Genomic DNA, 13,679 nt, shown 5'->3' with positions numbered 1-13,679 from the left:
GGTGCGCCACTGCCGGAGGCGCCAGGGCGGCGCGTCTCGTCCGGGCTAGTGCTCGAGCAAAGCCCTGACCGCGACAACGAGCGATCCGCTCAGTTGCGTCTTCGGCAGCAGCAGGCGCGAGCCGATGAAAACCCTGATGACACGACCGGCTGGGTGAGAATGCCCCTCCTTGATCCCGCGCATGATCCTCGTTCTGTGCAAACTCGGCCGCTTCCGCGACGCCGTTAGCCGAGAGACCCCCCGAACATCTCGCTGGCCTGCTCCGCCGTGTAGTAGCCGAGCCGGACATCCTCGGCGACCAGCGTCGGATCGCGCTCGCGCGGGTCGCCATAGCCGCCGCCGCCCGGCGTGCCGACGCGCACGCGGTCGCCTGCCTTGAGGGCGATGTCCTGTTCCTTGGAAAGGTGCGGCGGCACATGCGCTTCGCCGCCCCGGAACACGGTCACGCTGTTCGGCGCGCCGTCCCTGCCGCCGAGCGCGCCCTGCGGCCCGAAACGGCCATGGTCCATGACGAAGGACGCGCGGGCTTCACCTCGCAGGATCTCCACCTCATAGGCCAGCCCGAAGCCGCCGCGATGCCTGCCGGCGCCGCCCGAGCCTTCGCGCAGCGCGTAGTGACGGTAGAGCACCGGAAAGGCCTGCTCCATGATCTCGACCGGCGGCGACTTCGAAATGCCGATGGTCGAGCAGCCATTGTTCAAGCCGTCATGGCCGGCATTGCCGCCATAGCCGCCGCCCGAGATCTGGTACATGACGTAGTCGCGCCCGCGCGCCGGGTCGTTGCCGCCGAGCGCGAAATTGCCGCTGGATCCGGCGGGCGCCGCTGTCACCTTCTCCGGCAGCGCCTGAACCATGGCCGCGAACACTGCTTCGGCGATGCGCTGCGACACCTCCGCCGCGCAGCCCGAGACCGGGCGCGGATATTTCGCATCGAGGAAAGTGCCTTCCGGCCGCTTGACGTTCAGCGGCTCGAAGGCGCCGGCGCTGATCGGCACTTCCGGAAAAATATGCCGCATGGCGAGATAGACCGACGACAAGGTCGTCGCCAGCACGCTGTTCATCGGCCCGGCGCAGGGTTTCGAGGAGCCGGCAAAATCGAAGGTGAGCGTGTCGCCTTTCTTCTCGACGGCGAGATTGACGGTCAGCGGCTCGTTCACCACCCCGTCGGAATCGACGAAAGCCTGCGAGCGGTAGACGCCGTCGGGTATGACGGCTATCGAGGCGCGCATCTGCTCGGCGGCGCGGCTGCGCAGCTCGGCGATCGCCTTCACGACAGTTTCGTCACCGTAACGATCGAGTATCTCATTGAGTCTGTCCTGGCCGATCAAGAGTGCTGCCGCCTGCGCGCGGATGTCGCCGATGCGCTGGTCGGCGACGCGGATGTTGGAGCAGATGATGGCGTAGATCTCGGGATCGAGCACGCCCTTCTTGAACAGTTTCACCGGCGGCAGGCGCAGGCCTTCCTGCTCGACCGCTGTGGCCGATGCCGAGAACCCGCCTGGCACCGAGCCGCCGATGTCCGGCCAATGCCCGGTGTTGGAAAGCCAGCAGAAAATCTTGCCGGCCCGATAGACCGGCATGACGAAGCGCACATCCATCAGATGCGTGCCGCCGAGATAGGGGTCGTTGACGATGTAGATGTCGCCGGGCTCCGGCGTCAGGCAACGGCCGTCGGCGATCATCTCGATCACCGTCTTGGTCGAATATTGCATGACGCCGACGAACACCGGCAGGCCCTGGCTGCCTTGCGCGATCAGCGAGCCGTCGACCGCCGAATAGATGCCGTCCGAGCGGTCGTTGGCCTCGGCGATGACCGGCGAGAAAGCCGCGCGGGAAAACGTCAGGTCCATTTCATCGCAGACCTGCTGCAGCGCGGCCTGCAGCACCGAAAGCGTGATCGTGTCGAGCTTTGCCCCTTCGAACGCTGGCATGTTCAGGCCTCGCCGATGTCGATGATGATGTTGCCGTCGGCGTCCGATCGCGCCCGGTCGCCGGGTTCGAGCACCGTGGTGGCGTCCATCTGTTCGAGGATCGCCGGCCCCTCTACTGTTGCGTCGAGTGGCAGTTTTTCGCGAGAGTAGACTGGCGTGTCGTGCCAGCTGCCGTGATACCAGACCGGCCGGATTTCGCGCAGCGCCTCCTCGAGCGTCGCCGCGCGCCCTGCCGGGTCGATCAGCCGCGATAGGTCGATCTGCGGCCGCACCCCGGTGACCGAGGTGTTGAGGTTGACGAGATTGGCGCGGATCTCCGGCAGCTCTACCTTGAAGCGAGCGAAATAGGCCTTTTCGAACAGAAGCTGCAGCGTTTCTCGTGAAACCGAGGACGACGGCAGCGGCACGTTGATGATGTGCGTCTGGCCGACGAACTGCATGTCGGCCGAATGGGTGACGCGGATCGCGTTCGGCTTCACCGCTTCCTTGGCGATCAGCGCGTCGCCTTCATTCCGGTGGCGTTCCAATACCTCGCGAAGCTTTGTTTCGTCGAGACCTGCGACCGGCTGGTTGATTGTGTTGACGAAGTCATGCCGCAAATCGGCGACGACGCAGCCGAGCGCGTTGGTGATGCCCGGGCGCGCCGGCACCAGCACCCTGGGCAGGCCGAGCTCGCGAGCGAGCGCCGTCGCGTGCAGCGGCCCGGCGCCGCCGAAGGCGAACAGCGCGAAGTCGCGCGGGTCGTGGCCGCGCGACACCGAAACCATGCGGATGGCGCCCGCCATCTTCATGTTGGCGAGTCTCAGCACCGCGCCCGCCGCCTCGACGCCGGAAAGGCCGGTGCGCTCGCCGATCTTGTCCTCGAAGATCGCGGTTACCCGCTCGACAGTGACAGGGTGGTCGACGGCGAGCAGCTTCTTCGGCGCCAACCGGCCCAGCACCAGATTGGCGTCGGTGATGGTCGGATCCGTGCCGCCGCGCCCGTAGCAGATCGGGCCGGGATTGGCGCCGGCGCTTTCCGGGCCGATCTGGATCAGCCCGGCCGCGTCGACGCGCGCGATCGAGCCGCCGCCGGCGCCGACGGTGTGTACGGCCACCATCGGCACATGGATCGGCATCGCATACTCGATCTCGATCTCGTTCGACACGGCGGGCTCGGCATTGCGGATCAGCGCCACGTCGGTCGAGGTGCCGCCCATGTCGTAGGTGACGAGGTTGCCGAAGCCGGCGCGCTTTCCCGTATAGGCGGCGGCGATCACGCCCGACGCCGGGCCGGACATCACGGTCTTCGCCGATTCCAGCGTGACGAAGCGGGCCGAGATCATGCCGCCATTGCCGTTCATGATCAGGAAGTCGCGGGCATAGCCCTTGGCCGCCAGCTCCTTGCGCAGCCGCTCGACATAGCGCTCCAGGATAGGCTGCACCGAGGCGTTGACCGAAGCCGTCACGCCGCGCTCGAACTCGCGCGCCTCCGAAAGCAGCGCATGGCCGGTGGTGATGTGGCCGTTCGGCCAGAGCTCCGCCGCAATCTCGGCCGCGCGCCGCTCGTGCGAAGGGTTGGCATAGGAATGCAGGAAATGGATGACGAGCGATTCGCAGCCGGCGTCGAGCAGCTTCTTCACCGCATAGCGCATCTCGGTCTCGTCGAGCGCCACGCGCACCGCGCCGGACGCCTCGACCCGCTCCGACACTTCGAGCCTGAGATCCCGCGGAATGACCGGCACGAAGGTGCCCGTCATACCATAGGCCTGCGGCCGCGTTCGCCGGCCAAGCTCGATCACGTCGCGGAAGCCGCGGGTGGTGATCATGCCGGTTCGTGCCAGCCGGCGCTCCAGCACCGCGTTGGTGGTGGTCGTCGTTCCGTGCACGATGAGGTCGATGCCGTCGACCGGAAAGCCGGTGGCGCCAAGCGCGGCCACCACGCCAAAGGCCTGATTTTCCACCGTGGTTGGCGTCTTGGCGATATGCACCTTGCCGCCCGCCTTGCCGTCGATCAAGAGCAGGTCGGTGAAGGTTCCGCCGACATCGATGCCGGCAACGACGCTTCCCGCCGACGCCGAAAATTTCTCATTCATTGCCGAAACCCGAAATGCCAGGACTACGGATATGCCTCGGTTTGGAAAGGCGTTTTACGCCGCCATCTTGACCTGAAGATCATTTGTATACTAATAAATTCCCGACACAAGAGCTTACCGCTTGGCAGTGTGCAAAGGGCGCGCCGGAACCTGATCGTTCGGGCGCGCAAGAGAAAGTTTGGCGCCAGCGCCTTTGAGCATGGCCCGGAAAGTTGGGTTTGATGAACACGACATCCGCGTTGAATATTGCCGGCGCCAGGCCGCTGCAGTTCCCGATCCCGGCCAATGTCTATGCCGAGACCGTGGTGTCGGTGAAGCACTACACCGATCGTCTGTTCTCGTTCCGCATCACCCGCCCGCAGTCGCTGCGCTTCCGCTCCGGCGAGTTCGTCATGATCGGCCTGCCCAATGCCGAGAAGCCGATCTTCCGCGCCTATTCGGTCGCGAGCCCGGCCTGGGACGACGAGCTCGAATTCTTCTCGATCAAGGTGCCGGATGGTCCGCTGACCTCCGAGCTGCAGAAGATTCAGGTCGGCGACACCGTCATCATGCGCCAGAAGTCGACCGGCACGCTGGTGCTGGACGCGCTGACGCCCGCCAAGCGCGTCTTCATGATCTCGACCGGCACCGGCATCGCGCCCTTCGCCAGCCTGCTGCGCGATCCCGACACCTATGAAAAATTCGACCAGGTCATCCTCACCCACACCTGCCGCGACAATGCCGAGCTCACCTACGGCCAGGAATTGGTGGCGGCACTCGAGACCGACCCGCTGATCGGCGAGCTGACCGGCGGCCGCGTCACGCTCTACAATTCGACCACGCGGGAAGAGTCGGCGCGCATGGGCCGCATCACCGCGCTGATCGGCTCCGGCAAGTTCTATTCCGATCTCGGCATCGACAAGCTCAACCCCGAGACCGACCGCATCATGATCTGCGGCTCGATGCACATGCTGAAGGACGTCAAGGAACTCGCCGAAAGCCTCGGCTTCCAGGAAGGCTCGCTCAGCCATCCGGCCACCTTCGTCGTCGAGCGCGCCTTTGTCGGCTGAGGCGCGCCGCAGCCGCCAGCTCTGTTGGAGGCGTCTGAGATTAGCGACGACATTCGAGCTTCGTCATTCTAGGGCGGAGCAAGGAGCGGAGCGACGCGCGCAGACCCTAGAATCCATTCCGCGATGCTAAGGTGTTGCAGCGGTTACAGAATTCTGCGCCGTTGCGCTCTGCGGCTGAGGTCACGGAATGGATACTCGGGTCAAGCCCGAGTATGACGAAGGGATGGCGCTTCGGCCAATCTCCAACGCCGGGAGCGCCCACTCAGTATGATGTTTTGACCGTACGGTCAAAAATCTGCTGCCTGAGCGGCCTTTTTCCGCTATGACCCTTTGAAAGACTCGTGAAGCGTCGCTTCACGGGCTATCTTCATGCGCGTCGCCCGAACGACAGCATGAAGGCATAAGGCGCACGTCGCTGAAATGAAAGGGCAGGAGATGAGCAGCACCATCCGCGAGGCCGGCGCAGGCGCCGGTGCGTCCAAGGTTATGCCGCTGCCGGCGCGCGCCGCCGCGAACACGTCGATGCCGCTGGAGCACGGCATTGCCCGCAACCCCGGCATGAAGCTCGATCTCGGCTTCCTGGAATCGATGCGCAGCGTCAACCGCTCGGCGCTTGAGCGCCGTGTCGCCACGCTCACCAAGCGGCGCTCGATCAAGGCCGACAACCAGGCTGCCTGGCTGCTGCGGGCGATTGCCTGCATGGACCTCACCACGCTGAACTCCAACGACACCGACGAGCGCGTGCGCCGGCTCTGCGCCAAGGCGATCAACCCGCTGCGCAAGGATATTCTCGAGGGGCTCGGCATCGCCGGCGAAACCATCCGTCCGGCGGCGGTCTGCGTCTACCATCCCTTCGTCGCTACCGCGGTCGACGCGGTGCGCGGCACGGGCATCCATGTCGCCGCCGTGTCCACTGCATTCCCGCATGGGCTTGCGCCGCTCTCGACCCGCCTGCAGGAGATCGAGGCTTCGGTGCGTGGCGGCGCCGACGAGATCGACGTCGTCATCCCGCGCGGCCTGGTTTACGGCGCCAGATGGCGCGAGCTGTTCAACGAGATCGTCGCCATGCGCGCGGCCTGCGGCGATGCCCATCTCAAGGTCATTCTCGGCACCGGCGACCTCGCCACGCTGCGCAACGTCATGCTCGCCTCCATGGTGGCGATGATGGCGGGCGCCGATTTCATAAAAACCTCCACCGGCAAGGAAAGCGTCAACGCCACGCTTCCGGTCGGCCTCGCCATGGTGCGCGCCATCCGCGCCTATTTCGAGGAGACCGGCTATCTGATCGGTTTCAAGCCGGCCGGCGGCATTTCGACCGCAAAGGTTTCTCTCGACTGGCTGGTGCTGATGAAGGAAGAGCTCGGCCGGCCCTGGCTCGAGCCGGAGTTGTTCCGCTTCGGCGCCTCCAGCCTGCTCACAGACATCGAACGCCAGTTAGAGCACCACCTGACCGGCCATTATTCGGCCAACCACCGCCACGCGATGGCTTGAGCTCCCACCCTCCCCCTTGTGGGGAGGGTCGCCGCAAAGCGGCGGGGTGGGGGTCGAAGAATCAGATCAGCCTGACCAATGCACCAAACCATTAGCCATTTTCCCCCACCCCGATCGGCTCTGCCGATCGACCCTCCCCACAAGGGGAGGGTAAAGGAGGCGCCCCATGAACATCCTCGAACGCTATCACGCCATGGAATACGGCCCGGCGCCGGAAGCCCGCAACGAGGCCGATGCCTGGTTGGCCTCGCGCGATTTCGCAAAAGCGCTGTTCATCGACGGCGCCTGGAAGGCGGCGGCAAACGGCAAGACTTTCGACACCAGCGAGCCGTCCTCCGGCAAGCTGCTCGCCAAGATCTCGGATGCGGGCGCCGCCGACATCGACGCCGCGGTTACGGCCGCCGCCAAGGCGCTGCCGAAATGGTCGGCGACTTCGGGCTATCAACGCGCGAAAGTGCTTTACGCCATCGGCCGCGCCATGCAGCGCCACCAGCGCCTGTTCGCCGTGCTGGAATCGATCGACAACGGCAAGCCGATCCGCGAGAGCCGCGACATCGACGTGCCGTTGGCCATCCGTCACTTCATCCACCATGCCGGCTGGGCGCAGACGCTCGAAAAGGATTTTCCCGATCACAAGCCGGTCGGCGTCGTCGGCCAGGTCATTCCGTGGAATTTCCCGCTGCTGATGCTGGCCTGGAAGATCGCGCCGGCGCTCGCCGCCGGCTGCACGGTGGTGCTGAAGCCGGCCGAGTTCACCCCGCTCACCGCCATCCTCTTTGCCGAGATCTGCGAACGCGCAGGGGTGCCGAAAGGCGTCGTCAACATCGTCCAGGGCGGGCCTGAGGCGGGTGCCGCCATCGTCAATCATCCGGGCGTCCAGAAGATCGCCTTCACCGGCTCTTCCGAGGTCGGCAAGATCATCCGCAAGGCAACCGCAGGATCGGGCAAGAAGCTTTCGCTGGAGCTCGGCGGCAAGTCGGCCTTCGTCGTTTTCGAGGACGCCGATCTCGACAGCGCGGTCGAGGGGCTGGTCGACGGCATCTGGTTCAACCAGGGCCAGGTGTGCTGCGCCGGCTCGCGGCTGCTGGTGCAGGAGGGCATCGCCGAGGCCTTCATCGCCAAGGTCAAGGTCAGGATGAGCCGGCTGCGCGTCGGCAGCCCGCTCGACAAGAACACCGATATCGGCCCGCTGGTCGACCGTACCCAGCTCGATCGCGTCAGGGGTCTGATCGCCGAGGGCGCGAAGCAGGGCGCTGTCTGCTGGCAGCCGGACGCCGCCCTGCCGACGACAGGCTACTATCACTTGCCGACGCTGGCGACTTCTGTTGCGCCGGCTAATATCCTGGCGCAGGAGGAGGTGTTCGGACCGGTGCTGGCGACGATGAGCTTCCGCAATACCGAGGAAGCGATCGAACTTGCCAACAACACGCGCTACGGCCTCGCCGCCTCGGTGTGGAGCGAGAACATCAACCTCGCTTTGCATGTAGCGCCGCAGCTGAAGGCCGGCGTGGTGTGGGTCAACGGCACCAATATGTTCGACGCCGCCTGCGGCTTCGGCGGCTATCGCGAAAGCGGCTTCGGCCGCGAAGGCGGGCGCGAGGGCATGTTCGAATATCTTGCAGCAAAGCTGCCCGTCGGGCCGGCCATCAAGCCGACGGCGGCCAGCTCCGCTCAGCCGGTTGAGCAGGCCGACGGCGCGTCCATCGACCGCACGGCCAAGCTGTTCATCGGCGGCAAGCAGGTGCGGCCGGACGGCAACTACTCGCTCGCCGTCGCGACCGCCAAGGGCAAGCTCGCCGGCGAAGCCGGGCTCGGCAACCGCAAGGACATCCGCGATGCAGTTTCTGCTGCCCGCGCGTGCAAGGCCTGGCCGGACGCGACGACCTTCAACCGCAGCCAGGTGCTCTACTATTTCGCGGAAAACCTGTCCGGCCGCGCCGATGAATTTGCCGCGCGTCTCGTTGAGCTCACCGGCGTCACCGCCAAGGCCGCGCGGGAGGAAGTGGACCTCTCCATCGAGCGGCTGTTCCTCTATGCCGGCCTCACCGACAAGTTCGAGGGCCGCGTCCACCAGCCCCCGGCTCGCGTCGTCACGCTGGCGCTGCATGAGCCGGTGGGCGTCGTCGGGATCGTCGCGCCGGACAATCAGCCGCTGCTCGGTTTCGTCTCGCTGGTGGCGCCGGCGCTCGCCATGGGCAACACCGTGGTGGCCGTCCCGTCCGAACGCTATCCGCTTTTAGCCACCGACCTCTACCAGGTGATCGAATATTCCGACATTCCGGCCGGCGCCATCAACATCGTCACCGGCCGCAGCGCCGAGCTTGCCGGCGTGCTGGCCAAGCATGATGACGTCGACGGGCTCTGGGTGTTCGCCGATGCCGAAACCTGCGCCAAGGCGGAGGCCGACTCCATCGGCAACCTCAAGCGCGTCTGGACCGGCAATGGCCGCAGCCTCGACTGGACCTCGAGCGAAGCCGCTGGCGAGGCATTGCTCCGCCGCGCCATCGAGGTCAAGAACGTCTGGGTGCCTTACGGCGACTGAATTCGCGACACCCGATGGTCGCGTTTGCCGCAGGCTTTGCGGGCTTCAGGCGAGCCGCTTCAAGCCAACGACAGTTTCGAGCTTGTGGTGGGGATGGCCAAACTGCCGAGGTTCGCGCCGCCCCTCATTGCCCTGCCGGGCATCCTCTCCCCGTATAGTGACGGGGAGAAAGGGCTGACCGCAGCGCTAGCTCCCTTCTTGCAACGCCAGCGATTGGCGAAACCGACGATGGGAGCGCCCCTCTCCCCGTCACTATACGGGGAGAGGATGCCGGCAGGCAGGTGAGGGGCGGCGCCTGAACTCGGAAAGGGGCGGCGGGGCAAATTCGAAACCCGAAGCGATTGCCTGTTCCAGGCTTGACGCGTCGTCACGTGTTCTTTAACCAGAAAAACAATTGGCCTGGCAATAATCAGTCAGGCGGCAGGCTCGCCTGGCACATTGCATCCCGTCCGGCCGTCAGTAAGAAAGCTTGCAATACCAGGAGGGAACAATGGCGGATCTGGCTGGCAAGGTGGTCGTCGTCACCGCGGCGGCGCAGGGTATCGGGCGCGCGAGCGCGCTGGCCTTCGCCAAAGCGGGCGCCACCGTTCATGCCACCGACATCAACGAGCAGCTTTTGGCTGAACTGGGCAAGACACCCGGCATCAAGACCCGCAAGCTCGACGTGCTCAACGATGCGGCCGTCACCTCGGCTTTCGCCCAGATCGGCCCGGTCGATGTGCTGTTCAATTGCGCCGGCTTCGTCCATGCGGGCTCGATCCTCGAAATGACGGATGCCGATCTCGACTTCGCTTTGAATCTCAATGTCCGCTCGATGATCCGCACCATCCGCGCCGTGCTGCCCGGCATGCTGGAGCGCGGCGACGGCTCGATCATCAACATGGCGTCACTGGCGAGCTCGCAGAAAGGTGTGCCGAACCGCTTCGTCTACGGCCTGACCAAGGCGGCGGTCGTCGGCCTCACCAAGGCAGTCGCGGCCGACTATGTCGCCAAAGGCATCCGCTGCAACGCCATCTGCCCGGGTACCGTCGAGAGCCCGTCGCTGCAGGACCGCATGCACGCGCAGGGCGACTACGAAGCGGCGCGTGCGGCCTTCATCGCCCGCCAGCCGATGGGAAGGCTTGGCACGCCTGAGGAGATCGCCGATCTCGCCGTCTATCTGGCTGGCGCGACCTATACGTCGGGACAGGCCTACAATATCGACGGCGGCTGGTCGATCTGACGTCCGTTCGGAAAGATCGCGGCGGTTCGGGACGTGTTGGCGGGCGAACAGGAAGATCGGATCGGGCCTCCGCGTTTGTCGGAAGCATCGATCAGTCTGAAAAAATCCTGCCTCCCGGCCGCTGACGCGGTGTCTGTGCTTGCCGCAGGCAAGGTCGGTGGGTACGGTCCGCCCGATTTTCGCATGAGCCGTCGTCGCGGCGGAGAGTTTTGCAAAACGGCCTTTGGCCGCAAGGTGGAGAACTAAAGATGAAGTTGCTGCGCTATGGCGAGGTGGGGAGCGAACGTCCCGGCCTGCTCGATCAGGATGGCACGATCCGCGACCTTTCGGCTTACGTTGCCGACATCGCCGGCACGACGCTCCATCCGGCGTCGCTGGAGATGCTCTCGAAGCTCGATCCGAAATCGCTGCCGGCAGTTTCCGGTAGCCCACGCATCGGCGCCTGCGTCGCCGGCACGGGCAAATTCATCTGCATCGGCCTCAACTATTCCGACCACGCCGCCGAGACCGGCGCCACCGTGCCGCCGGAGCCGATCATCTTCATGAAGGCAAGCTCGGCCATCGTCGGGCCGGACGACGACGTGCTCATCCCGCGCGGTTCGGTCAAGACCGACTGGGAAGTCGAGCTCGGCGTCGTCATCGGCAAGACGGCGAAGTACGTCAGCGAGGACGATGCGCTGGATTATGTTGCCGGCTATTGCGTCGCGCATGACGTGTCCGAGCGCGCCTTCCAGGCCGAGCGCCAGGGCCAGTGGACCAAGGGCAAGTCCTGCGACACGTTCGGCCCGATCGGCCCCTGGCTGGTGACCAAGGACGAGATCGCCGACCCGCAGAACCTCAAGATGTGGCTGACCGTCAACGGCAGGACCATGCAGAACGGCTCGACCAAGACCATGGTCTACGGCGTCAAATATCTGGTCTCCTATCTCAGCCAGTTCATGTCGCTGCAGCCTGGCGACATCATCTCCACCGGCACCCCGCCCGGCGTAGGGCTGGGCATGAAGCCGCCGGTGTTCCTGAAGCCCGGCGACGTCGTCGAGCTCGGCATCGAAGGCATGGGCCAGCAGAAGCAGACGTTCAAGGCGGACGAGTAGGGCCGACTCCCCCTTCTCCCCTTGTGGGAGAAGGTGGCCGCGAAGCGGCCGGATGAGGGGTGTTGGACGGAGTGAGGCGTCGCAGACTTAAGCGCTTGAGATCCTTTAATTTTCTGATGTCGCGTTCTGTCGCGCACCCCTCATCCGTCTCGGCGCTGCGCGCCGATCCACCTTCTCCCACAAGGGGAGAAGGGGAAGCCGGCGCTACTTCAACACCTTCCCATCCACCCCAAACCTATACGTCTTCGCCGGATCCGGTGTCGCATAGAGCGTGGCGCCCGGCTCGGCATTGTAGACGCCGAAGATGCGCACCGTCAGCATCCCTGCCTTCTCGCAGTCGAGATAGAGGTTGGTGTCGGCGCCGAGATGCTCGGCGTGCACCACCGTGCCCTTCCAGGCGCCGGATTTGGCATCGACGGTCAGATGTTCCGGCCGCACGCCGACGGTCTTGGCCGTCTCGCCCAGCTTGGCGCCGTCGATGAAGTTCATCTTCGGCGAGCCGATGAAGCCGGCGACGAAATCATTGGCCGGCGAATTGTAGAGCTCCATCGGGCTGCCGATCTGCTCGATCCGCCCCGCATTGAGCACGACGATCTTGTCGGCCAGCGTCATCGCCTCGACCTGGTCGTGGGTGACGTAGATCATCGTCGCCTTCAGCCGCCGGTGCAGCTGTGCGATCTCCAGACGGGTGTTGACGCGCAGCGCCGCGTCGAGGTTCGACAGCGGCTCGTCGAAGAGAAAGAGCTTCGGCTCGCGCACCACGGCGCGGCCGATGGCAACGCGCTGGCGCTGGCCGCCCGAAAGCTCCGCCGGACGCCGCTCGAGATAGGGCTCGAGCGACAGCATGGCGGAGGCGATCTTGATGCGGCGGTCGATCTCGGCCGAAGGCGTTCCGGCCTGCTTCAGGCCGAGCCCCATGTTGTTCTTCACCGTCAGGTGCGGATAGAGCGCGTAGGTCTGGAACACCATGGCGATGCCGCGTTTTGCGGGCGGCGTGACCGAGACATCGTCGCCGTCGATCAGCACGCGGCCTGAGGTCGAATCCTCCAGGCCGGCGATGACCCTGAGCAGCGTCGACTTTCCGCAGCCGGACGGGCCGACGAAGACGACGAACTCGCCGTCGTTGACCTCGAGGTCGATGCCCTTCAGCACCTCGACCGGCCCAAAAGCCTTCTTCACATTCTCGATGTTCAGCGAGCCCACGGCTTCGTCCTTGTTCTAGAGTTTGATTGGGGCGCCGGTGCGCACGCTCTCGTCGGCGGCTAGGCACACGGCGAGCGATTTCACCGCGTCGTCCATGTGGCGGGTCAGATCGATGTCCTCGCGGATGGCCTTGAGCAGGAAGGCCTGTTCGAGGTCGCAGAGCTCCTGGTGGCCGGGCTCGCCTTCCATCGACAGCAGCTCGTCCTCCTTGGCGAACTTGCCATCCGCTCCGGTCGCGGCGCTGTGCAGGCGGATGGTCGAGGTCTTGGTGTGGGTGTCGATGTCGTCGGACTTCACGCCCTCCTTCATCACGATCGACACGCAGCCGTTTGGAGACATCACGTCCTTCACGAAGAAGGCGGTCTCCGAGATCATCGGACCCCAGCCGGCCTCGTACCAGCCGACCGAGCCGTCCTCGAACAGCACCTGCAGATGGCCGTAATTGTACATCGAGGGCGCGATCTCATCGGATAGCCGCACGCCCATGCCGCGCACCTCGACGGGTCTCGCATCGGTGATCTGCAGCATCACGTCGAGATAATGCACGCCGCAGTCGACGATCGGCGAGGTCGTCTGCATCAGCTGCTTGTGCGTCCCCCAGCTGTGGCCGGAGGACTGCTGGTTGAGGTTCATGCGGAAGACGTAGGGGCCGCCGAGCTTGCGCGCCTCGGCGATCAGCCGCATCCAGGACGGATGGTGGCGCAGGATGTAGCCGATCACCAGTTTTTTGCCGTTGGCCTTGGCCGCGTCGACGACGCGTTTTGCGTCGGCAACCGTCGTTGCCAGCGGCTTCTCGACAAAGACATGGCAGCCGGCCTCGAACGCCCGCACCGCGTAGTCGGCATGGCTGTCGGAATAGGTGGCGATCGCAGCGACGTCGGGTTTCTCGTCGCGCAGCGCATCCTCGAAGGAGCGCCTGATGCCGTATCCGGCAAGCCCGTCCGGCAGCGGCACATCCGAGCGATTGATCAAAGCCGCGATCTCGAAGCCCGGATTGTTGTGATAGGCCAGCGCATGGCTGCGGCCCATATTGCCGAGGCCGGCGACGACGACGCGAAGGGATTTAGCCATT

The 13,679-nt window shown here is 65.1% G+C and carries 9 protein-coding genes; 5 read left to right on the top strand and 4 right to left on the bottom strand.

The annotated features are described in order from the left end of the window. Nucleotides 1-224: 224 nt before the first annotated feature. Both EJ071_RS02635 and EJ071_RS02630 read right to left on the bottom strand, forming a co-directional pair. Entirely contained in the window at nt 225-1,931 is a 1,707-nt protein-coding gene (locus EJ071_RS02635; protein WP_126096698.1) for a hydantoinase B/oxoprolinase family protein, read from the bottom strand. A 2-nt stretch (nt 1,932-1,933) separates the two neighbouring features. After that, nucleotides 1,934-4,006, bottom strand: coding sequence for a hydantoinase/oxoprolinase family protein (locus EJ071_RS02630; RefSeq protein WP_126096697.1), 2,073 nt, complete (start codon nt 4,004-4,006; stop codon nt 1,934-1,936). 221 nt (nt 4,007-4,227) lie between these two features. Between EJ071_RS02630 and EJ071_RS02625 the strand changes: the two genes are divergently transcribed. From EJ071_RS02625 to EJ071_RS02600, 5 genes are all read left to right on the top strand, one after another. Continuing rightward, entirely contained in the window at nt 4,228-5,055 is an 828-nt protein-coding gene (locus EJ071_RS02625) for a ferredoxin--NADP reductase (protein WP_126096696.1), read from the top strand. A 435-nt stretch (nt 5,056-5,490) separates the two neighbouring features. Continuing rightward, on the top strand, nt 5,491-6,546 hold the full coding sequence (gene deoC, locus EJ071_RS02620; protein ID WP_126096695.1) for a deoxyribose-phosphate aldolase: 1,056 nt from the start codon (nt 5,491-5,493) through the stop codon (nt 6,544-6,546). Between the two features lie 166 nt (nt 6,547-6,712). Beyond that, nucleotides 6,713-9,088, top strand: a complete 2,376-nt coding sequence (locus EJ071_RS02615) for an aldehyde dehydrogenase family protein (RefSeq protein WP_126096694.1) — start codon at nt 6,713-6,715, stop codon at nt 9,086-9,088. A gap of 490 nt (nt 9,089-9,578) precedes the next feature. Continuing rightward, nucleotides 9,579-10,310 carry an SDR family oxidoreductase gene (locus EJ071_RS02605; protein ID WP_126096693.1) on the top strand — a complete coding sequence of 244 codons (732 nt, stop codon included), beginning with the start codon at nt 9,579-9,581 and terminating at the stop codon, nt 10,308-10,310. 248 nt (nt 10,311-10,558) lie between these two features. Beyond that, a complete protein-coding gene (locus EJ071_RS02600; protein ID WP_126096692.1) occupies nt 10,559-11,404 on the top strand; it encodes a fumarylacetoacetate hydrolase family protein in 846 nt (281 codons plus the stop codon). A 204-nt stretch (nt 11,405-11,608) separates the two neighbouring features. On the opposite strand, the gene EJ071_RS02595 is transcribed toward EJ071_RS02600, so the two are convergent. Both EJ071_RS02595 and EJ071_RS02590 read right to left on the bottom strand, forming a co-directional pair. Then, nucleotides 11,609-12,607, bottom strand: coding sequence for an ABC transporter ATP-binding protein (locus tag EJ071_RS02595; protein WP_126096691.1), 999 nt, complete (start codon nt 12,605-12,607; stop codon nt 11,609-11,611). Nucleotides 12,608-12,622: 15 nt separating this feature from the next. Then, complete coding sequence (locus EJ071_RS02590; RefSeq protein ID WP_126096690.1) at nt 12,623-13,678, bottom strand: Gfo/Idh/MocA family oxidoreductase; 1,056 nt, start codon at nt 13,676-13,678, stop codon at nt 12,623-12,625. Nucleotide 13,679 lies beyond the last annotated feature (1 nt).

It is taken from the genome of Mesorhizobium sp. M1B.F.Ca.ET.045.04.1.1, from assembly GCF_003952465.1.
Classification (GTDB): Bacteria; Pseudomonadota; Alphaproteobacteria; order Rhizobiales; family Rhizobiaceae; genus Mesorhizobium; species Mesorhizobium shonense.
This window is presented reverse-complemented; position numbering and strand designations above follow the sequence as displayed.